The 22,006-nt window shown below is 46.5% G+C and carries 22 protein-coding genes; 21 read left to right on the top strand and 1 reads right to left on the bottom strand.

Annotated features, from left to right (window positions below; all coding sequences use genetic code 11):
- Positions 1-15: 15 nt before the first annotated feature.
- The 20 genes from iscR (at position 16) to KIO97_RS06855 (ending at position 18,936) form a co-directional block, all read left to right on the top strand.
- Positions 16-522, top strand: a complete 507-nt coding sequence (iscR, locus tag KIO97_RS06950; protein WP_005381720.1) for a Fe-S cluster assembly transcriptional regulator IscR — start codon at positions 16-18, stop codon at positions 520-522.
- A 28-nt stretch (positions 523-550) separates the two neighbouring features.
- Positions 551-1,765, top strand: a complete 1,215-nt coding sequence (locus tag KIO97_RS06945) for an IscS subfamily cysteine desulfurase (RefSeq protein WP_038890722.1) — start codon at positions 551-553, stop codon at positions 1,763-1,765.
- A gap of 37 nt (positions 1,766-1,802) precedes the next feature.
- Positions 1,803-2,186 (top strand): Fe-S cluster assembly scaffold IscU, encoded by a 384-nt coding sequence (gene iscU / locus KIO97_RS06940; protein WP_005424883.1) that lies wholly within the window; start codon positions 1,803-1,805, stop codon positions 2,184-2,186.
- Positions 2,187-2,259: 73 nt separating this feature from the next.
- Complete coding sequence (gene iscA, locus KIO97_RS06935) at positions 2,260-2,583, top strand: iron-sulfur cluster assembly protein IscA (protein ID WP_005424893.1); 324 nt, start codon at positions 2,260-2,262, stop codon at positions 2,581-2,583.
- Positions 2,584-2,638: 55 nt separating this feature from the next.
- On the top strand, positions 2,639-3,154 hold the full coding sequence (gene hscB, locus KIO97_RS06930; protein WP_005424897.1) for a co-chaperone HscB: 516 nt from the start codon (positions 2,639-2,641) through the stop codon (positions 3,152-3,154).
- Between the two features lie 21 nt (positions 3,155-3,175).
- On the top strand, positions 3,176-5,029 hold the full coding sequence (gene hscA / locus KIO97_RS06925) for a Fe-S protein assembly chaperone HscA (RefSeq protein ID WP_045455382.1): 1,854 nt from the start codon (positions 3,176-3,178) through the stop codon (positions 5,027-5,029).
- Between the two features lie 13 nt (positions 5,030-5,042).
- Positions 5,043-5,381: an ISC system 2Fe-2S type ferredoxin gene (gene fdx, locus KIO97_RS06920; protein WP_005424889.1), complete on the top strand. Its 339-nt coding sequence runs from the start codon at positions 5,043-5,045 to the stop codon at positions 5,379-5,381.
- Between the two features lie 44 nt (positions 5,382-5,425).
- A complete protein-coding gene (gene iscX, locus KIO97_RS06915; RefSeq protein ID WP_005424887.1) occupies positions 5,426-5,620 on the top strand; it encodes a Fe-S cluster assembly protein IscX in 195 nt (64 codons plus the stop codon).
- A 172-nt stretch (positions 5,621-5,792) separates the two neighbouring features.
- Entirely contained in the window at positions 5,793-7,091 is a 1,299-nt protein-coding gene (pepB, locus tag KIO97_RS06910) for an aminopeptidase PepB (protein ID WP_010648382.1), read from the top strand.
- A gap of 100 nt (positions 7,092-7,191) precedes the next feature.
- On the top strand, positions 7,192-7,617 hold the full coding sequence (ndk, locus tag KIO97_RS06905) for a nucleoside-diphosphate kinase (protein WP_005532589.1): 426 nt from the start codon (positions 7,192-7,194) through the stop codon (positions 7,615-7,617).
- A gap of 210 nt (positions 7,618-7,827) precedes the next feature.
- Entirely contained in the window at positions 7,828-8,955 is a 1,128-nt protein-coding gene (locus tag KIO97_RS06900; protein ID WP_005532587.1) for a bifunctional tRNA (adenosine(37)-C2)-methyltransferase TrmG/ribosomal RNA large subunit methyltransferase RlmN, read from the top strand.
- Positions 8,956-9,372: 417 nt separating this feature from the next.
- The gene (gene rodZ / locus KIO97_RS06895; protein ID WP_285381685.1) at positions 9,373-10,338 is read left to right on the top strand and encodes a cytoskeleton protein RodZ; all 966 of its coding nucleotides are present in this window, start codon (positions 9,373-9,375) and stop codon (positions 10,336-10,338) included.
- A 5-nt stretch (positions 10,339-10,343) separates the two neighbouring features.
- On the top strand, positions 10,344-11,462 hold the full coding sequence (gene ispG, locus KIO97_RS06890; RefSeq protein ID WP_005424674.1) for a flavodoxin-dependent (E)-4-hydroxy-3-methylbut-2-enyl-diphosphate synthase: 1,119 nt from the start codon (positions 10,344-10,346) through the stop codon (positions 11,460-11,462).
- A gap of 55 nt (positions 11,463-11,517) precedes the next feature.
- On the top strand, positions 11,518-12,786 hold the full coding sequence (gene hisS / locus KIO97_RS06885) for a histidine--tRNA ligase (protein ID WP_005424690.1): 1,269 nt from the start codon (positions 11,518-11,520) through the stop codon (positions 12,784-12,786).
- A gap of 125 nt (positions 12,787-12,911) precedes the next feature.
- Entirely contained in the window at positions 12,912-13,526 is a 615-nt protein-coding gene (locus tag KIO97_RS06880; protein ID WP_005424701.1) for a YfgM family protein, read from the top strand.
- Positions 13,527-13,538: 12 nt separating this feature from the next.
- A complete protein-coding gene (bamB, locus tag KIO97_RS06875; protein WP_005424650.1) occupies positions 13,539-14,699 on the top strand; it encodes an outer membrane protein assembly factor BamB in 1,161 nt (386 codons plus the stop codon).
- A 181-nt stretch (positions 14,700-14,880) separates the two neighbouring features.
- Entirely contained in the window at positions 14,881-16,377 is a 1,497-nt protein-coding gene (gene der / locus KIO97_RS06870; RefSeq protein ID WP_038890727.1) for a ribosome biogenesis GTPase Der, read from the top strand.
- A 94-nt stretch (positions 16,378-16,471) separates the two neighbouring features.
- On the top strand, positions 16,472-17,341 hold the full coding sequence (locus KIO97_RS06865) for a metal-dependent hydrolase (RefSeq protein ID WP_047482233.1): 870 nt from the start codon (positions 16,472-16,474) through the stop codon (positions 17,339-17,341).
- Between the two features lie 294 nt (positions 17,342-17,635).
- The gene (locus KIO97_RS06860; RefSeq protein WP_285381680.1) at positions 17,636-18,640 is read left to right on the top strand and encodes a sensor domain-containing diguanylate cyclase; all 1,005 of its coding nucleotides are present in this window, start codon (positions 17,636-17,638) and stop codon (positions 18,638-18,640) included.
- 71 nt (positions 18,641-18,711) lie between these two features.
- Complete coding sequence (locus KIO97_RS06855; protein WP_285381678.1) at positions 18,712-18,936, top strand: zinc ribbon domain-containing protein; 225 nt, start codon at positions 18,712-18,714, stop codon at positions 18,934-18,936.
- Here the strand turns inward: KIO97_RS06855 and xseA are convergent.
- On the bottom strand, positions 18,929-20,260 hold the full coding sequence (gene xseA, locus KIO97_RS06850; RefSeq protein WP_045397159.1) for an exodeoxyribonuclease VII large subunit: 1,332 nt from the start codon (positions 20,258-20,260) through the stop codon (positions 18,929-18,931). The genes KIO97_RS06855 and xseA overlap by 8 nt on opposite strands.
- A 232-nt stretch (positions 20,261-20,492) precedes the next feature.
- On the opposite strand from xseA, the gene guaB reads away from it, so the two are divergent.
- Positions 20,493-21,956 (top strand): IMP dehydrogenase, encoded by a 1,464-nt coding sequence (gene guaB, locus KIO97_RS06845; RefSeq protein WP_045383352.1) that lies wholly within the window; start codon positions 20,493-20,495, stop codon positions 21,954-21,956.
- Positions 21,957-22,006: the final 50 nt, after the last annotated feature.

The following is a 22,006-nucleotide window of genomic DNA, read 5'->3' as shown; positions in this document are numbered from 1 at the left end:
TGGATACGGTGTGGTATGAAACTTACATCTAAAGGAAGATATGCGGTGACAGCCATGCTGGATGTGGCACTGCATTCGCAACAAAACCCAGTACCTCTTGCAGATATCTCAGAGCGTCAGGGTATCTCGCTCTCGTACTTAGAGCAGCTTTTTTCAAAATTGCGTAAAGCAGGCCTTGTAGCCAGCGTTCGTGGTCCTGGTGGTGGTTACCGACTTGGTGCAGACGCGCACAGCATTGCCATTGGCACTGTGATTGCTGCGGTTGATGAGTCAGTAGACGCAACCAAATGCCAAGGTAAAGGCGATTGCCAAGGTGGCACTCGTTGCTTAACTCACACACTATGGCGTGACCTGAGCTCTCGTATTAGCGACTTCTTGAACAACATTACGCTCGGTGAGCTAATGACAGACAACGAAGTTTTAGAAATTTCTGACCGTCAGGACATTGATCTGGCGGTAACTCATGGGCTTTCAAACAAAAATACAACCGCCGCGCCCATCGGTGTAAACGTCCGCTCTTAGCGGTCAGCATTTTACATTGGAGTAGAGAATGAAACTGCCGATTTATCTTGATTATTCCGCTACATGTCCAGTAGATCCACGTGTTGCTGAAAAAATGGTTCAGTACATGACAATGGATGGCACATTTGGCAACCCAGCTTCGCGTTCGCACCGTTACGGCTGGCAGGCAGAAGAAGCTGTAGATACTGCTCGTGAGCAAATTGCTGACCTTCTAAATGCAGATCCTCGCGAAATCGTATTCACATCTGGTGCGACAGAGTCTGACAACCTTGCTATTAAAGGTGCAGCACATTTTTACTCTAAAAAGGGTAAACACGTAATCACTTGTAAAACAGAGCACAAAGCGGTACTTGACCCATGTCGTCAACTAGAACGCGAAGGCTTTGAAGTGACTTACCTAGAGCCAGAATCAAACGGTCTGGTTGATCTAAACAAACTTCAAGCAGCAATGCGTGAAGACACTGTTCTAGTTTCAATCATGCACGTAAATAACGAGATTGGTGTCATTCAAGACATCGCAGCAATTGGCGAGCTATGTCGTGAACGTAAGATTGTGTTCCATGTGGATGCTGCACAGTCTGCGGGCAAACTGCCAATCGACGTTCAAGAAATGAAAGTTGACCTAATTTCACTGTCTGCGCACAAAGTATACGGTCCTAAAGGTATTGGCGCACTTTACGTACGTCGTAAGCCTCGTATCCGTCTTGAAGCGCAAATGCACGGTGGCGGTCATGAGCGTGGCTTCCGCTCGGGCACACTTCCAACTCACCAAATCGTGGGTATGGGTGAAGCGTTCCGCGTAGCAAAAGAAGACATGCAAAAAGATTACGATCACGCGCTAGCACTTCGTAACCGTCTTCTAGATGGCGTTAAAGATCTAGAAGCTGTAACGGTGAACGGTGACCTAGAGCAGCGTGTTCCGCACAACTTAAACGTGAGCTTTGCATTCGTAGAAGGCGAATCTCTACTTATGTCACTGAAAGACCTAGCAGTATCTTCTGGTAGTGCTTGTACATCAGCGAGCCTAGAGCCATCTTACGTTCTTCGCGCTCTTGGTCTAGACGACGAATTAGCACACAGCTCAGTACGTTTCTCATTTGGTCGTTTCACGACTGAAGCAGAAATTGATTACGCAATTGAACAAATCCGCGTTGCAGTGACTAAGCTACGCGACATGTCTCCTCTATGGGATATGTACAAGGAAGGGGTTGATCTGAGCACTGTTGAATGGGCTCACCATTAATCTCACGGACTGAATAGAGGATTCGAGGTAATTTATCATGGCATACAGCGAAAAAGTAATTGATCACTACGAGAACCCACGTAATGTTGGTTCGTTCGATAAAGAAGACCCATCAGTAGGTAGCGGCATGGTTGGCGCACCAGCTTGTGGTGACGTAATGAAGCTTCAAATCAAAGTGACGCCAGAAGGCATCATTGAAGACGCGAAATTCAAAACATACGGTTGTGGTAGTGCAATCGCTTCAAGCTCACTAGTAACTGAATGGGTAAAAGGCAAGTCTATCGACGAAGCGGCATCTATCAAAAACTCTGAGATTGCAGAAGAGCTAGAGCTTCCACCAGTGAAAGTTCACTGCTCAATCCTAGCGGAAGATGCAATCAAAGCAGCAGTTGCTGACTACAAGAAAAAACACCAGGAATAATTATTCCGTATATAATGGGAGCCCTTAAAATGCTCCCATTCCAAAACGTAATTTAGACAGACTAAGGTGCAGTATGGCCATCACAATGACAGAATCAGCGGCAAGTCGCGTAAAAGCATTCCTAGATAACCGAGGCAAAGGTATCGGTTTGCGTCTTGGAGTGAAGACGACAGGCTGTTCCGGCATGGCTTACGTCCTTGAGTTTGTTGATGATTTAAACGAAGAAGACGAAGTGTTTGAACTGTCAGATGTGAAGATCATCATTGATAAGAAAAGCCTAGTATACCTAGACGGTACTGAGCTGGATTACGTTAAGGAAGGGTTGAATGAAGGTTTTGAATTCAACAACCCTAACGCAAAAAGTGAATGTGGTTGTGGTGAAAGCTTCAACGTCTAATTGACTGTCCTTCTGGGCAAACGAGTCCAGAAGGCTTTACTAGGACCCGATCTTAATGAATCACTTTGAATTATTTGGGCTACCAAGTCAGTTTCAGCTGGATGGTAGCCTTCTTTCTTCTCAGTTCCGAGAACTACAAAAACGCTTCCACCCAGACAATTTTGCGACCGCCTCTGAGCGCGACCGCTTGATGGCTGTCCAAAAAGCAGCGCAAATCAACGATGCGTATCAAGTACTTAAGCATCCTATCTCTCGCGCTGAATACATTCTGGCAGAAAACGGCACAGAAATTCGTGGTGAGCAACAAACCATGCAAGACCCGATGTTCCTAATGGAGCAAATGGAATTGCGTGAAGAACTGGAAGACATTGCTGACAGCTCTGATCCTGAATCAGCGCTTTTTGACTTCGATTCTAAGGTCAGCAAAATGTACAAACAGCATTTGGCGAGTGTAGAACAAGAACTTGACCAAGGTCTTTGGGCGGAAGCTGCAGACCGAGTTCGTAAACTCAAATTTATTGCCAAGCTAAAGAACGAAATTGAACTGGTTGAAGATAAACTCCTCGGCTAGTTAGCGCGACAAGGACCCATCATGGCACTACTTCAAATCGCAGAACCGGGCCAAAGCTCGGCACCTCATGAGCACAAGTTAGCAGCGGGTATCGACTTAGGTACCACCAACTCTTTGGTTGCATCTGTTCGCAGCGGCGACGCAAAAACACTGACAGATGACCAAGGTCGTAGCATTTTGCCGTCTGTGGTGAACTACGCACAAGATACGGCGTTAGTTGGTTACGAGGCCAAAGCAAAAGCAGAGCAAGAACCAGAAAACACCATTATTTCGGTAAAACGTCTAATTGGTCGTTCATTAAAAGACATTCAAGCTCGCTACCCATCTTTGCCTTACCAATTTAAAGAAAGCGACAACGGTCTGCCTATTCTGCAAACTGCGCAAGGTGACAAGAACCCGATTGAAGTGTCTGCCGACATTCTTAAATCACTAGGCAAACGTGCAGAAGAGACACTAGGTGGCGAGTTAGCTGGCGTGGTTATTACTGTTCCTGCTTACTTTGATGATGCTCAACGTGCTGGTACAAAAGATGCGGCGAAATTGGCGGGGCTTCATGTACTGCGTCTGCTTAACGAGCCGACAGCTGCAGCAATCGCTTACGGTCTAGACTCTGGTCAAGAGGGCGTGATTGCGGTTTACGATCTAGGTGGTGGTACATTCGATATCTCTATCCTACGTTTGTCGAAAGGTGTATTTGAAGTATTAGCAACAGGCGGTGACTCTGCGCTAGGCGGCGATGATTTTGACCACCTATTAGCGGATTACCTAATGGAGCAGGCTGGTCTAGAAGCGCCGCTTTCTGCTGAGAAAAACCGTGCACTACTGAACATTGCAACAGCAACTAAGATTGCTTTTTCTGAGCAAGACAGTGTTGATGTGGATGTATTTGGTTGGAAAGGCTCTGTGACTCGCGAGCAGTTCGAAGATCTGATTCGTCCGCTAGTGAAGAAAACTCTGATGTCTTGTCGCCGTGCACTGAAAGATGCGGATGTGGATGCGGAAGATGTACTTGAAGCAGTTATGGTTGGCGGTTCAACTCGCACATTGCTTGTTCGTGAAATGGTGGGCGAGTTCTTCGGTCGTACACCACTGACAAGCATTAACCCAGATGAAGTTGTTGCAATCGGCGCGGGTATTCAAGCAGACATCCTGGCGGGCAATAAGCCTGACTCGGAAATGTTGCTTCTGGACGTTATTCCTTTGTCCCTTGGTATTGAAACCATGGGTGGTTTGGTTGAGAAAATCATTCCACGTAACACCACCATCCCTGTGGCTCGCGCTCAAGAATTTACGACGTTCAAAGATGGTCAAACAGCCATGAGCGTACACACCGTACAAGGTGAACGTGAAATGGTGGATGACTGCCGCTCACTGGCTCGTTTCTCATTGAAAGGCATTCCACCAATGGCAGCAGGTGCTGCGCACATTCGCGTGACGTACCAAGTGGACGCTGATGGTCTATTGTCTGTCACCGCGATGGAAAAGAGCACGGGTGTTCAAGCTGAAATCCAAGTGAAACCTTCTTACGGCCTAAGCGATGATGAAGTCGCAAACATGCTTCGTGACTCGATGACTTACGCGAAAGAAGATATGCAGGCTCGTGCATTGGCTGAGCAGCGCGTAGAAGCGGATCGTGTGATTGAAGGCTTGATTGCAGCGATGCAAGCTGATGGTGATGAACTACTATCAGACCAAGAGAAACAAGACCTAGTTAAAGTGATTGAAGCGCTGATTGAACTGCGCAACGGCGAAGATGCAGACGCCATCGAGCAAGGCATCAAAGACACCGACAAAGCAAGCCAAGATTTTGCGTCGCGCCGTATGGATAAATCGATTCGAGCTGCACTGTCAGGTCAGTCAGTTAATGATATATAAGAGATAAGTAGTTATGCCTAAGATTATTGTATTACCACACGAAGATTTGTGCCCAGAGGGTGCAGTGTTGGAAGCAAACACTGGTGACACCGTTCTAGACGTAGCGCTAAAAAATGGCATTGGTATTGAACACGCATGTGAAAAGTCATGTGCATGTACGACTTGCCACGTGATCATTCGTGAAGGTTTTGATTCGCTAGAAGAGAGTGAAGAGCTAGAAGATGACATGCTGGATAAAGCATGGGGTCTTGAGCCTGAATCTCGTCTTGGTTGCCAAGCAAAAGTAGCGGATGAAGATTTGGTTGTTGAGATTCCAAAATACACGCTAAACCACGCGTCGGAAGATCACTAATACTATCTCCCCAATATAGGGGCGAAGCAAAAGGAAGATGAGCAATGAAATGGACAGATTCTCGCGATATCGCGATTGAGCTTTGTGACAAGTTTCCCGACTTAGATCCTAAAACCGTACGTTTTACCGATCTTCACCAATGGATCATGGAATTGGATGAGTTTGACGATGAGCCAAACCATTGTAATGAAAAGATTCTAGAAGCGGTCATCTTGTGTTGGATGGACGAAGCGGATTAATGCTCGATTCGGCGGTAAAACGCAGCAGAGTTAACAATTCTCACTAAAAAAAGCGGACCTTAAGGTCCGTTTTTTTATCAAGTTGACATTTTTACCCTACATAATGCTAACATCCGGTAGTTATTAAAAAAGAAGAGGCGTAGGCAACGCCGTTATAAGACAAGGAGAAACCATGTCTACACAGATGTCTGTATTTCTAAGCCAAGAACCAGCGGCACCACATTGGGGCGACAAAGCGCTGCTTTCTTTCGCTGAGAATGGCACAACCATTCACCTAGGTGAAGGTCACGATCTTGGTGCGATTCAACGTGCAGCGCGTCAACTCGATGGCCAAGGAATTCGTTCAATTTTACTTGCTGGTGATAACTGGGATTTGGAGAGCATTTGGGCATTCCACCAAGGTTACCGCAACCCGAAAAAACACGGCACGCTAGAGTGGGTTGCGCTTTCTGAGCAAGACCAAGCAGAGCTACACGCTCGTATCACTTCTACGGACTTTACTCGCGATATCATCAACAAAACAGCTGAAGAAGTGGCGCCACGTCAATTGGCAACCATGGCGGCTGAATTCATCAAATCAATCGCACCACAAGGCACAGTAACGGCTCGTATCGTTAAAGATAAAGACCTGTTGTCAGAAGGTTGGGAAGGCATTTATGCAGTGGGTCGCGGCTCTGAGCGCACATCAGCAATGCTGCAACTTGATTACAACCCAACAGGCGATGAAAACGCACCAGTGTTTGCGTGTCTAGTGGGTAAAGGCATCACCTTTGATTCAGGCGGTTACAGCCTTAAGCCATCAAACTTCATGACAGCAATGAAAGCGGATATGGGCGGTTCAGGTACGATTACCGGCGGTCTTGGTCTTGCTATTCTTCGCGGTCTTAATAAGCGCGTGAAGCTGATCCTTTGCTGTGCAGAAAACATGGTTTCGGGTCGTGCACTTAAACTTGGCGACATCATCACTTACAAAAACGGTAAGACAGTAGAAATTATGAACACTGACGCAGAAGGTCGTTTGGTTCTTGCTGATGGTCTTATCTACGCAAGTGAGCAGAACCCTGAGCTGATCATTGACTGTGCAACCCTAACGGGCGCAGCGAAGAATGCACTAGGTAATGACTACCATGCACTGATGAGCTTTGATGATGAGCTTTCTCATCAAGCGCTAACGGCGGCAAACCAAGAGAAAGAAGGTCTATGGCCACTGCCTCTTGCTGATTTCCACCGTGGCATGCTGCCATCAAACTTTGCTGACCTATCTAACATCAGTTCTGGTGATTACTCGCCAGGCGCAAGTACAGCGGCAGCATTCTTGTCTTACTTTGTTGAAGATTACAAGAAAGGTTGGTTGCACTTTGACTGCGCAGGCACGTACCGTAAGTCAGCATCTGATAAATGGGCTGCTGGCGCGACAGGCATGGGTGTGCGCACACTTGCTCGTTTCCTGAACGAACAAGCCGCAAAATAACACTTTTACCAGTGCAGACCTCCTGTCTGTACTGGTATAACTTGGAGAGACGCAAGTCACTCATATAAAACTATTATTACAAGTACAAAAAGGAAACCTTATGGCTCTAGAAAGAACGTTTTCAATTGTTAAGCCTGACGCTGTAGAACGCAATCTGATTGGTGAAATCTACCACCGTATCGAAAAGGCGGGTCTGCGTATTGTTGCTGCAAAAATGGTTCATCTGACAGAAGAACAGGCGAGCGGTTTTTACGCAGAACATGAAGGCAAACCTTTTTTCCCTGCACTGAAAGAGTTCATGACATCTGGCCCTATCATGGTTCAGGTTCTTGAAGGTGAAGATGCAATCGCTCGTTATCGTGAGCTAATGGGCAAAACAAACCCAGAAGAAGCGGCATGCGGTACAATCCGTGCTGATTACGCACTGAGCATGCGTCATAACTCTGTTCATGGTTCAGACAGTCCTGAATCAGCGGCTCGTGAAATCGAGTTTTTCTTCCCAGAGTCAGAGATTTGCCCTCGTTAATCTTGTACTAGTTTGATTACCAAGCCTCGGTTTTTTCCGGGGCTTTTTATTATCCGTTACTCAGAAAGAGTGAAGAAGAATAATTGGCTAAAATTTAATCATTAAGATTTTAATGCCTTAGCGAAGTCAGGGTCTTACAGCCCTTGTTGTAGCTGCATAAAGGCTGTACAATTCGCGCCCTTATTCTTGTTTCAGTCATTGAGAGGCAACATGACCACTGAAAAAATCAATCTACTCGACTTTGATCGCAAGGGCATGCGTCAATTTTTCGCGGATGAGCTAGGCGAAAAAGCGTTCCGTGCGGATCAGGTTATGAAGTGGATCTACCATTTCGGTGTTGATGACTTCGACAACATGACGAACATCAACAAGAAGCTACGTGAAAAACTGCAGCACAAGTGTGAAATCAAAGCACCTACCGTGGCAGAAGCTCAGCACTCTTCAGACGGCACAATCAAGTGGGCGATGAAGGTAGGTGACCAAGACGTAGAAACGGTTTACATCCCAGAAGATGACCGTGCAACCTTATGTGTGTCTTCTCAGGTAGGTTGCGCGTTGGAATGTAAGTTCTGTTCAACAGCACAACAGGGCTTCAACCGTAACCTAAAAGTATCTGAAATCATTGGTCAGGTATGGCGTGCAGCACGTGAAATCGGTTTGCAGAAAGAAACAGGCCGTCGTCCAATCACTAACGTAGTGATGATGGGGATGGGTGAGCCACTTCTTAACATGAAGAACCTAATCCCAGCACTAGAAATCATGCTTGATGATCTGGGCTTCGGTCTTTCTAAACGTCGTGTAACCGTATCAACTTCAGGTGTGGTTTCTGGTCTTGATCAGATGACGGGCAAAATCGACGTCGCATTGGCGATTTCTCTACACGCGCCAAACGACGAACTACGTAGCCAAATCATGCCAATCAACGACCGTTGGGATATCCAAGACTTCCTAGCGTCTGTTCGTCGTTACATTGCGTCTTCAAATGCGAACCGCGGTAAAGTAACCGTTGAGTACGTACTGCTTGATCATGTGAACGATGACATGGACCACGCACGTGAATTGGCTGAATTGATGAAAGATACCCCATGTAAGATCAATCTGATTCCGTTTAACCCGTACCCAGGTTCTCCTTACAAGAAGCCAAGTAACTCGCGCATTGACCGTTTCCAGAAAACGCTAATGCAATACGAGCACACAGTAACGGTTCGTAAAACGCGCGGTGATGATATCGATGCAGCATGTGGTCAGTTGGTTGGTGATGTTATTGACCGCACAAAACGTACCGCAGCTTTAAAAGCAGCACGTGGTGCAGAAACCATCGACGTAAAAGCGGTGTAATTCGCAAAGAATAGAAAAATAGCCAGAGCCTTTTGCTCTGGCTATTTTGTTTCTCGAAGGTGGAATGTAATCTGACACTGACAATCGTATCGGCGATTATTTCGCGTTACTGTGTCAATTTTTGGACAAAAGCTTGAGCTATCTGTTAATTTGAGAGCAAAGAGTTTTTGTCTTCGTTAAACATTCGCTTATCATGGTAAGTGAAATAAAACTACGACACTGACTATTCTCAGTATTTTTCCAATACGCTTTGCTGAACCATTGCAAAACGAGCATTCTTACTCTGACTACTGAGAATTTCTAAAAGATTATTTTGGTTAACGCGTTTAGGCTAGCTATCTTTAAGTAAGGCTTAATTAGAACAAAAACGAAAATAAATAACTGCGTTAGCCACCAAACAGATTAAATACCGCCATTATGACAGAACACGAAAATACGAATGAAGTGCCACTTTCGATGGAAGCGGGCACGTTACTTAAAAACAAACGCGAATCTCTAGGCATGACTCAGAAGCACGTTGCTGATCGCCTTAGACTTCGCGTTTCTGTTATTGAAGACATTGAAAACAATCGATTTGAAGAGCAACAGGTAACAACGTTTACACGTGGTTATTTGCGTTCGTATGCCAAGCTTGTTGGCCTTGATGAAAAGATTGTTTTGGCAGCTTTAGAGCAGACATCTGAAGTGCATGTTAAGCCACAAGAGACAGAGATGCAGAGTTTCTCTCGTAAAACCAAACACGAGAAACACAACAGCCGCATCATGTTACTCACTTGGGCGATTGCTATCGTGATCACCGGTATTTCGGGGGCATGGTGGTGGCAGAACCAACAAGAAAACAGCCTTGCGCAGTTAAGTGCAGAAACTGCGGAAACAGAGCAAGTTGCTGATGATGCAGACATCGACCAAATGAGTGCCGATGAGCTTATTGCCAGCACTCCTGCTGAGATTGCGCCAGTATCGGCTGCGCTAACCGCGGTTTCTGAAGCTGATACGGCGATGAGTGCGGCGGGTGATGTGACTGAGCCAGTCGTTGCTGCAGTAGCGGCAGAAGTGACAGAAGAAGCCACTCAAGAACCTGTTGCGGTGATTGAAGATGCGCAAGAGGCAGAAGAACCAGCAGCCCCAGTTGTGCCAGAAGGCATGACACTGCTAACTATGAAATTCAAAGCGGATTGCTGGATTCAAGTCAAAGACGCGAATGGCAAAACGTTAGTAAGCGGTACTCGTAAACCGGGCCAAGACGTAGAACTTGCCGGAAAAGCACCGTTTAAAGTGATATTAGGCGCACCTGAAGGCGTCACAATGACATTTGCAAGTGAACCTGTCGACCTTTCTGGGTATACTTCAGGCAAAGTAGCTAGATTCACTTTACCGTTATAAATATTATGCAACACGAATCTCCAATTATTCGTCGTAAATCGACGCGTATTTATGTGGGTGATGTGCCAATTGGTGATGGTGCACCAATTGCAGTACAGTCAATGACAAACACTCGCACGACTGATGTGGAAGCCACAGTCGCACAAATCCGAGCATTAGAAAAAGTGGGTGCAGACATTGTACGTGTTTCTGTTCCTACTATGGATGCTGCGGAAGCCTTTAAGCTCATCAAACAGCAAGTGTCTGTGCCGTTAGTTGCGGACATTCACTTTGACTACCGTATTGCCCTGAAAGTGGCCGAGTACGGTGTTGATTGTTTGCGTATCAACCCAGGAAACATCGGCAACGAAGAGCGTATTCGCTCTGTTGTTGATTGTGCCCGTGACAAAAACATCCCTATCCGTATCGGTGTAAACGGCGGTTCTTTGGAAAAAGATCTGCAGATGAAATACGGTGAGCCAACGCCAGAGGCATTGGTAGAGTCGGCGATGCGTCACGTGGATCATCTAGACCGTCTTAACTTTGACCAGTTCAAAGTCAGTGTGAAAGCGTCAGATGTGTTCCTAGCGGTGGATTCATACCGTCTATTGGCCAAACAGATTGACCAACCTTTGCACCTTGGTATCACCGAGGCGGGTGGTGCTCGCGCTGGTGCAGTGAAATCATCGGTTGGTCTTGGTATGCTTTTGGCTGAAGGCATCGGTGATACGCTGCGTATCTCGTTGGCGGCAGATCCGGTAGAAGAGATCAAAGTTGGCTTTGATATTCTTAAGTCTCTGCGTATTCGCTCACGAGGTATCAACTTTATTGCTTGTCCAAGCTGTTCACGTCAGGAATTCGACGTGATTAATACAGTGAACGCACTGGAAGAGCGCCTAGAAGACATCATCACACCTATGGATGTGTCTATCATCGGCTGTGTCGTAAACGGCCCTGGTGAAGCTGAGGTTTCACACCTAGGTCTAGCTGGCAGCAACAAGAAGAGCGCATTCTACGAAGACGGCAAACGTCAGAAAGAGCGTTTCGACAACGATGATCTAGTGAACCAGCTAGAAGCGAAAATCCGTGCGAAAGCGTCTGTATTAGACCAAGCTAACCGCATCGATATCAAACAAGAAGATTAATCTCATAGCTTGAGCACGCTAAGTGTGCTCGGGTTACTAAGCGACGGTAATAATTGTGGCAAAGAAAATCCAAGCAATCCGAGGCATGAACGACTGCCTTCCAACTCAGTCTCCGCTGTGGCAGAAACTTGAAAACGCAGTAAAAAGTACTGTGAGCGCATACGGCTACAACGAAGTGCGCATGCCAATCGTTGAAGAAACAAACCTATTCAGCCGCGCGGTTGGTGAAGAGACAGATGTCGTTTCAAAAGAAATGTATACCTTTGATGATCGCAACGGAGACAGCCTAACACTTCGCCCTGAAGGTACGGCGGGCTGTGTACGTGCATGTATTCAAAACAGCCTGATTAACCGTGACGAGCAACGTCTATGGTACATGGGCCCTATGTTCCGCCACGAGCGTCCGCAGAAAGGTCGTTACCGTCAATTCCACCAGTGTGGTGTTGAGGTGTTCGGTCTAAATGGTCCAGATGTTGATGCTGAGCTTATCATGATGACAGCACGTCTATGGCGTGAGTTGGGTATCAATGAACATGTTCGTCTTGAGCTTAACTCTATCGGTTCTCAAGAAGACCGCGCAGACTACCGCACGGCATTGGTTGCATTCCTTGAGCAACATATTGATGTGCTAGACGAAGATTGTAAGCGTCGCATGCACACGAACCCACTGCGAGTTCTGGATACGAAGAACCCTGACGTTCAGGCTATTTTAGGTGATGCACCTCGTCTTTCTGAGTACTTAGGTGAAGAATCTAAAGCACACTTCGCAGGTCTATGTGAACTTTTAGACGCTGCAGGTATCGAATACACAGTTAACGAGCGTCTAGTTCGTGGTCTGGATTACTACAACCGCACGGTATTTGAGTGGATCACTGAGAGCCTAGGTGCTCAAGGCACAGTATGTGGCGGTGGTCGTTACGATGGTCTTGTAGAGCAATTAGGCGGCAGTGCAACACCAGCTGTTGGCTTTGCTATGGGTCTAGAGCGTCTTGTACTGATGCTAGAAACACTAGAGCTAACAGACGTTCGTCGCAGTGTCGATGTTTACGTTGTGACAGCAGGCGAAGGCACAATGATGGTGGGTATGAAGCTAGCAGAACAGCTTCGTGAAGCAATCCCAGGCGTTCGCGTGATGAGCCACTTCGGTGGTGGTAACTTCAAGAAACAGTTTAAGCGCGCAGATAAAGTGGGTGCTGTAGTAGCATTGGTTCTGGGCGAAAATGAAGTTGCAGAAAACACCGTAGTACTAAAAGACTTGGTGGGTGGTGAGCAAGAGACTTACAACCAAGCAGAAGTTGCTGAGAAGATCGCAGCACTGATTTAAGTCTTTTAATAAGCTAAAGATTAAATCCTAATTCGTAATAGTAAGGCTCCCAAGATAGGAGCCTTTCGACGAAATAGGAACAATGGCAGCCTCGCTGTCATTTACATGTTTTAAGAGGACAGGAAGTGGAACTTTACGATACTGAAGAACAACAAGTTGAAGCCATTAAAGACTGGTGGAAGGAAAACGGCAAAGCCGTCATCATCGGTGCGGTTGTTGGTTTAGGTGGTCTATTTGGCTGGCGTTACTACCAGGATTCTGTGATTCAGGCGAGTGAAGCAGCTTCTCAAAGCTACACAACAGTAATGAACGCTCTGCAAACCAAAGGTGCAGACGCACAAGCGGACATTCAAGCGTTCATCGACTCAAACGAAGTCAAAGAGTACTCAGTACTCGCAGCACTTCAGCTAGCGAAAGTACAAGTGGACGCGAAAGATCTTTCTGCTGCACTTGAGCAACTGAAATGGGCTCAAAGCAACACCAAAGATGCCGCGCTATCTCCACTTATCAGCTACCGTATTGCGCGCATTGAAGCTGAAATGGGTAACTTTGACGCAGCAAACGCTGAGTTAGGCAAAGTGACTGATGCAGCATGGACTGGTCGTATTGCTGAGCTGCGTGGTGATATCGCTCTTCGTCAAGGTGACAAAGAAGCAGCATACGCAGCGTACACTGAAGCTCAACAAGCTGCAGACGCTAGCCCAACGCTACAAATGAAATTGGACGACTTGGCGAAATAAGGACCGCATTGGATGAAAAGAGTCTTTAAGAAAGCCTTGTTAGGGGCATTAACAGTGGGAATCCTAGCTGGTTGTGCTGGCGAGGAAGATACCATTGTCATGGCTCCACTACCTCAGGTAGACAGCGAGTTTACGCCAAGCGCGAAATGGTCGACGTCGATTGGTGATGGCGTAGGGCACTATTTCTCAAAACTGTCGCCTGTTGTGGCAAATGACACTTTGTTTGTTGCAAGCCGTGATGGTCTAGTTAAAGCGCTGGATCCAGAAAACGGTAAGCAAAAATGGCAAATTGACCTAGAAGAAGATGTGATTGCGCGTCTTTCTGGTGGCATCACTGCCGCTTACGGTAACCTGTACATCGGTTCTGAAAATGGTGAAGTTATTGCGCTTAGCCAAGAAACTGGTGAAATCATTTGGCGTATCGAAGTTGGTGGTGAAGTTCTAGCTCGACCGGTTGCGGATTCGGGCATGATCATCGTAAACACGAGCCGTGGCACGTTGATTGCGTTAGATGAAAGCACGGGTGAACAACGCTGGGCACTGAGTACCGAAGTACCAAACCTAACGCTACGTGGCGATAGCACGCCAACGGCGATCGGTGGTGGTGTATTCTGGGGTACGGCAAACGGCCGACTGGCAGCAGCGATTGTTGAACGTGGTCAGCTTATTTGGCAACAACCAGTAGGTACACCAAAAGGTGCAACGGAAATCGATCGTCTGGTAGACGTAGATTCTTCACCGGTTGTTCTAGGTGGCACTCTTTTCACCATCGGCTATAACGGTCAGCTTATTGCTATCGACTTGCGCAGCGCAAACCCAATTTGGAAGCGCAACTACTCATCGGCGAACGATATCGCGACAGATGGTAGCCGTATTTTCGTGATCACTGAGAAAGATCATGTAGTGGCAGTCGATGCTCGCAGCGGTACTGAGCTTTGGGAAAACAGCAAGCTGGAATACCGTCAGCTTACTGCTCCAGTTATCGTAGATAACTACCTAGTGGTGGGTGATACATTGGGTTACCTACACTGGATCGATCGCTCAACGGGCGAATTCGTTGCACAACAATATGTCGATGACAGTGGTTTTGCTGTTGGTCCGACGTTATTGTCTGATGGTTACGTGATTACAACTCGCAATGGCGATGTAAAGAAACTAACCATTAACGAATAATATCGTGATATAATTCACATTCGGCTCCTGGCTGGTAACAGTTAGGAGCCGTTTTGTTGTTTGAAATTATTATTTATTAACCGTTATTCCTGACGTGGTTATAGGTAAAAAGCTGGTTTGATTTGGCATCAAGCAAGTCGTTACCTATAACTACAGAAGAAAGATTATTGTAGAGGTTGTTATGGTACCTGTTGTTGCTCTAGTAGGGCGTCCGAACGTAGGTAAATCTACACTATTTAACCGATTGACACGCACACGTGACGCGTTGGTTGCGGACTTCCCTGGCCTAACGCGAGACCGTAAATATGGCCAAGCTCGCCTTGGTGAAGAACACGAATTTATCGTTATTGATACCGGCGGTATTGACGGCACAGAAGAAGGCGTAGAAACGAAGATGGCAGAACAATCGCTCGCTGCGATTGATGAAGCTGACGTAGTACTGTTCCTTGTTGATGGTCGCGCTGGCTTAACGCCATCGGATGAAGCGATTGCTGCGCATCTGCGCAAAATCGAAAAGCCAGCAATGCTGGTAGTAAACAAGATCGATGGTATTGATGCCGACGCCGCTTGTGCCGACTTCTGGCAACTTGGTGTTGACGATATGTACCAAATTGCTGCAGCACACGGTCGTGGTGTGACGGCATTGCTAGAACGCGCATTAGCGCCATTCTTTGATGATCTGCTGGCAAGTGAATCTGAAGAAGGTGAGATTGAAGATCTGACTGAGTTCGAAGATGAAGAGCTAGCGGTTGAAGATTACACCGAAGAAGACGCAGAAGCAGAGTTCAAACGTCTACAAGACCAGCCAATCAAACTGGCGATCATTGGTCGTCCAAACGTTGGTAAATCGACACTGACAAACCGTATTCTTGGTGAAGAGCGTGTTGTGGTATACGACATGCCGGGCACTACGCGTGACTCAATCTACATTCCAATGGAACGTGATGGTCGTGAGTACGTATTGATCGATACTGCTGGTGTACGTCGCCGTGGTCGTATCAACGAAACAGTAGAGAAATTCTCTGTTGTTAAAACACTGAAAGCCGTAGAAGACGCAAACGTGGTTCTATTGGTTATCGACGCACGTGAAAACATTTCTGATCAAGACCTGAGTCTACTTGGCTTCGCATTGAATGCTGGTCGTTCAATCGTACTAGCAGTGAACAAGTGGGATGGTCTAGATAACGAAGTGAAAGAGAACGTGAAGAAAGAACTCGACCGTCGTTTAGGTTTCGTTGATTTCGCTCGCATTCACTTTATCTCTGCGCTTCACGGTACAGGTGTTGGTCACTTGTTCGAATCGATTCAAGAAGCGTACAAGTCGGCAACGACACGTGTTGGTACTTCTGTTCTGACTCGTATCATGAAGATGGCAACAGACGATCACCAACCACCAATGGTTCGTGGCCGCCGTATTAAGCTGAAGTATGCGCACGCGGGTGGTTACAACCCACCAATCGTGGTTGTTCACGGTAACATGGTTCGCGATCTACCAGATTCGTACAAGCGCTACTTGATGAACTACTTCCGTAAGTCTCTGGAAATCATGGGTACACCAATCCGTATTAACTTCCAGAACAGCGACAACCCGTACGAGAACCGTACAAACAAGCTAACGCTATCTCAAGAGCGTAAGCGCAAGCGTATGATGTCTGCAGTGAAGAACCGCAACAAGTAATCGCCTAAGATTTTATGAATACCCAAGTTTCGACTTGGGTATTTTTTTATAAGCAGAATTTTGCTCTAAGCAATGTATTAGAAGTATGAAGACCATGACCATCACAGCTACCAAGACGCGCTTCTGTCATCAAACTTGGCGACTGGAAGCGCCAGTGCAACTTGTTCACTCTACAGAAGAAGTGACTTATGTACTTACAGAAATCACACCTTTCCATCCTGTCAGCCACATTTGGCCTGATCATCCAGCAGACAAAGGTACGCTCACTATCAAGGGCATAAGCTATGAAGTAGCGGATTGCCAAGTTGGAGCGGTAGAGCTTGCAAGTGGAGAATTGCATGTCGGTACAGCAATTCCTGTAAAACGCGATACGGAAGGATGGGCGTTTGTGGTGGTGCACGTATTGTCACGAACTGATGCTATTAAGGTTGGTGATACTGCATTATTGGAAGTCGACAAAGAGTACCAGTTGTCGTTAAGCCGTGGACATAGCGCAGGGCACATTGCATACCTTGCGCTCAATAAGGTGCTGGCGCAAAACTATTGGCGTAAAGACGCTGACCGCAAAGATCCACACGGTAATTACGATTTCAATAGCTACGCCCAAGAGACCAGCTTTGTTACCCCGGATAAATGTCTGGATACCTATCGTTTAGGCAAAACTCTTCGTAAAAGAGGGCTAAACAGTGCAGATATGCTGTCTGACTTGAAAAGCATCGAACAACAGGTGAATGTTCTGTTGGAAGATTGGCTAAAAAGAGACATGGCGATCACCATCGATTGTCATGGTGAGCACCTTACCGATTCACGTTACTGGCAGTGTGATTTAGGTGAAGGTGAAATCGCGGTCATCCCTTGTGGGGGAACGCATGCGAGCCATTTAAGTGACTTTGGTTCTATCCAAGTAACACTGGTGGAAATAGACCCACAGACAATTGAAATGCACACCGATGTAATACGCTAAATTCAGATTTTGATCTTTTTATTAAATCCTGTTTTGTTTGGTTTTGAATTAAGCCTATAGCTTTTAGTTCTGTTTTAAATTGAAAGACAGAATATGTAACTTATGCTTTCGGTATGTGGTTATATAAATATTCTTTTAGGGGGTGATCGCTGATCAAAAGGGAAATATCCGAAGATCAGCATACGATCTTTTATAGTGTCGCGTTCGCATAATGTGATTTAGTTACCTGTGCCATATTTATAGATTTATTATATTGCAGGCTAACAAACATAATAACGATGTGAATACGCCACAATGGACAAAGATAGACTGTTAGATGCTCACCGAGCAGTCAATCGTCTTTTAGGTAAGCTTGCTCTGGGAATGGAACGCGATAGTCTCAATCATGAAGTTATCAAGTTAAGTGAACACCTATTTGGGAAGAGGCAAGCTTCCATTTTACGATTGCACCCCGATACCAACACATTGCATTTGGAATTTGCCCCGCATTTACCTGATTTCTACAATCAAGCGATTGAAGGGGTTGCGATTGGGCCGCAAATCGGTTCATGCGGCGCTGCCGCGTTTTTGAAGCAAACCGTCGTTGTCAGCGATATCGATCACCATGTTAACTGGGCACCTTTCCTTGAACTGACTCAGCAGGCTCAACTCCGGGCTTGTTGGTCTGTTCCGATCATTGCTTCGGATGGCTATGTGTTGGGGACATTCGCTGTATACAGCAATACGCCTTCTGAGCCGCATCCCTATGAGCTCGAAGTGCTCGAAATGTTGGCTGCTTTGTATGCGGTAGCATTAGAGAAGTATCGTTTAGAAGAGCAACTGCATTTTCATGCCAGTCGAGATCCACTCACACACTGTTTCAATCGACGAGCGTTGTTGACGGAAGTTGACCGAAAAATTAACGGTAAATGTGGTCGCAATGCTGTAGTTGGATGTTTCTTTGTTGATATTGATGAGTTTAAGTACATCAATGATCGCTTTGGTCATGAGACTGGTGACCAAGTCTTGGTGCTAGTGGCTGAGCACTTGAAGCAGGCGTTTCGCTCATGTTCCGTAATAGGGCGGTATGGTGGCGATGAGTTTGTTGGTTTCTGCTGTTTCCCAAACCAGCATACTTATCAATCTTTTGTCGATCGCTTAGAAGATGAGCTTAACCAAGTGTGTCAACTTGAAGAGTATAAAGTAAAAGCCAGTATTGGTGCTGCTTGCAGTACTGCCAGTGAGCGAGCAGTATTACAGCAGCTTATTCAACAAGCCGATGTTGCTATGTATCAGAACAAACGCGCCAAACGAGCGTGATTAAGATCAAGGCACTAAGCTGGCTTATGATTAGACTGTAAGTCAGTAAATTGAAGTTTTTAGGGGTAGTCATGCAACCGAATATTTGCCCAACATGCGACATCGAATTGGAATGGACAGGGCAATACCATTGCAATAAATGTGAGTCGGATTATAAGAAAGTGGGATTTTGTCCAGATTGTGATGCTGAGTTGGACAAACTACAGGCTTGCGGCGCGGCAAACTACTTTTGCAACAGTTGTAATGAACTCAAATCGAAATCACGAGTTCGATTTGAGTTTCAAAAAATCAGTTAACGGTAGAGCGAAGCTCACCATCAGATAAGCGGGTGACCAATACGTCGCCCGTTTTTACATCTTTCGCCTGGGTAACAACCTGACCTTGCTCAGTTTGAGTAATCGAGTAACCACGTTTTAGCGTTGCCAGTGGGCTTACCGTATCTAACTTCTCCGCTGCAATTGCCAGTTGATGGCGCATGGTCAGTAACTTACGGTCCATCGCATCCAGCAATTTTTGCTCAACTCGGTCAAGCTTCGACTTCTGCTCAGCCAAGCGCTTTACTGGTGAGTTCAGTTGTAGGCGATGATGTTTGCGTTCCACCGCTTGTTGGCGTGTCGTGATGAATCGTTGCATCGCGCGTTGCAGGCGCATCTCCAACTCATCAAGTTGTTGTGTCTGGCGCTGCAATTGATAGCTTGGATGCTGGCGCTCTAAACGGTGCATCAGTTGAGCCGATTGCTGTTTTTGTTGCGCTAGGTAGTAACGCATTGCACTGGCTAGCTTATGTTGGCGAGTCACCAAAGCTTGATCTTTGTGGCTGTTATCGCGGCTTACCAATTCAGCCGCCGCTGATGGCGTCGGCGCTCGCATGTCCGCAACAAAGTCAGCAATTGTCACGTCAACTTCATGACCAACTGCACTGATGATCGGAATTTGGCTTGCAGCAATAGTGCGAGCAAGGATTTCGTTGTTAAAGCACCAAAGGTCCTCTAACGAACCGCCACCACGACCAACAATCAATACATCACATTCATCACGACTGTTTGCACGGCCGATTGCCTGCGCAATTTGAATGGCTGCTTCTTCACCTTGCACCATGGTTGGGTAAACCACCACGGGTAGAGAAGGATCTCGGCGTTTCAATACATCTAGGATATCGTACAGTGCGGCACCGGTTTTTGAGGTGATCACACCAACGCGTTTTGGGTGCTCAGGTAAAGGCTGCTTATTAGTTTGAGCAAACAAACCTTCTGCTGCCAGTTTCATCTTAAGTGCTTCGAACTCTTGCTGCAGACGACCATCGCCTTCTGGCTGCATGCTTTCAATAATCAATTGGTAGTCACCACGCGGCTCGTACAAAGACAGGCGTGCTTTAACTAGAACTTGATTGCCGTTAGCAGGTTTGAAAGTGACGCGACGATTGTTACCACGGAACATGGCACATTTTACTTGAGCGCGAGAATCTTTAAGAGTGAGGTACCAGTGACCAGAGACGGGAGCTGAGAAGTTGGATATCTCTCCGACAAGCCAGACGATCCCCATTTCGTTTTCGAGCAGCAGACGCACTTCGGCATTGAGACGAGAAACCGTGAAGATGTTTTGATTGGTCTGGGAGAGCACAGCTAATTCCGTAGACGTGAGTATGGAAATTAGCGGCAATATAATACATAGCAAGGGGGTAATTGCAAGAAAAAAATTAAAAAATTTGTGGTCAAGCGATTGCGTTAACCGTATAATCCCTCCGCAATATCTAATCCAAATGTAGCCAACAACCTAAAATTGGTTACCCTCATTATGCGAAACGATGAGATTGGATTGTTCTTTCTACTCCTCTAATTGTGAGATATTGCAAATGCTAAGAATTGCCAAAGAAGCGCTGACATTCGATGACGTACTACTCGTGCCAGCTCACTCCACTGTTCTCCCAAACACAGCTGATCTTCGCACTCAGTTGACCAAGAACATCACCCTAAACATCCCAATGATTTCAGCGTCTATGGACACTGTTACTGAAGCTCGTCTAGCTATCGCGCTAGCGCAAGAGGGTGGCATTGGCTTTATCCACAAAAACATGTCTATTGAGCAGCAAGCTGCTGAAGTTCGTAAAGTTAAGAAGTTTGAAGCTGGCGTTGTTTCTGACCCAGTAACAGTAAACCCTGAAGCGACAATCGCTGACGTGGTTGCACTGACTGACAAACACGGCTTCGCTGGTTTCCCTGTAATCACAGAGAACAACGAGCTTGTAGGCATTATCACTGGTCGTGATGTGCGCTTTGTTACTGACCTTTCTAAGAAAGTGTCTTCAGTAATGACAGCAAAAGAAAACCTTGCAGCAGTAAAAGAAGGTGCAACACGTGAAGAAGTGCAAGAGAAGATGCACGAAGCACGCGTTGAGAAAGTATTGGTTGTGAACGATGAGTTCCAACTAACCGGTATGATCACTGCGAAAGACTTCCACAAAGCAGAGCGTAAACCAAACGCATGTAAAGATGAGCGCGGTCGTCTTCGTGTTGGCGCAGCCGTTGGTGCAGGTGCTGGTAACGAAGAGCGTGTTGCTGCTCTAGTTGAAGCGGGCGTTGACGTTCTACTTATCGACTCTTCACACGGTCACTCTGAAGGTGTACTAAACCGTATCCGCGAAACTCGCGCTGCTTACCCAGATCTAGACATCATCGGCGGTAACGTTGCGACAGGTGCTGGTGCTAAAGCACTTATCGAAGCGGGTGTTAGTGCAGTGAAAGTGGGTATCGGCCCTGGTTCAATCTGTACTACTCGTATCGTAACGGGCGTTGGTGTTCCTCAAGTAACAGCAATCGCAGACGCAGCGGAAGTGGCGAATTCATTCGGCATTCCAGTTATCGCTGACGGCGGTATCCGTTTCTCTGGTGACATCTGTAAAGCAATCGTGGCTGGCGCATCTTGTGTGATGGTTGGTTCAATGTTCGCAGGTACAGAAGAAGCACCGGGTGAAGTGATTCTTTACAACGGTCGTTCTTACAAGTCTTACCGTGGCATGGGCTCTCTTGGCGCGATGTCTCAAGGTTCATCTGACCGTTACTTCCAGTCTGACAATGCAGCAGACAAGCTAGTACCTGAAGGTATCGAAGGTCGTATCGCATACAAAGGTCGTCTAAAAGAAATCGTACACCAACAAATGGGTGGTCTACGTTCAAGCATGGGTCTTACTGGCTCTGCAACGATTGAAGATATGCGTACTAAAGCTGAATTTGTTCGTATCTCAGGTGCGGGCATGGCTGAATCACACGTACACGACGTTCAAATCACTAAGGAAGCGCCAAACTACCGTCGCGGTTAATTTTTTACTGTTGTAAAAATAAAACCTATATACCCGACGTAAACGTTTGC

The sequence above is a fragment of the Vibrio sp. B181a genome (genome assembly GCF_030248375.1).
In the GTDB taxonomy this organism is placed as follows: domain Bacteria; phylum Pseudomonadota; class Gammaproteobacteria; order Enterobacterales; family Vibrionaceae; genus Vibrio; species Vibrio campbellii.
This window is presented reverse-complemented; position numbering and strand designations above follow the sequence as displayed.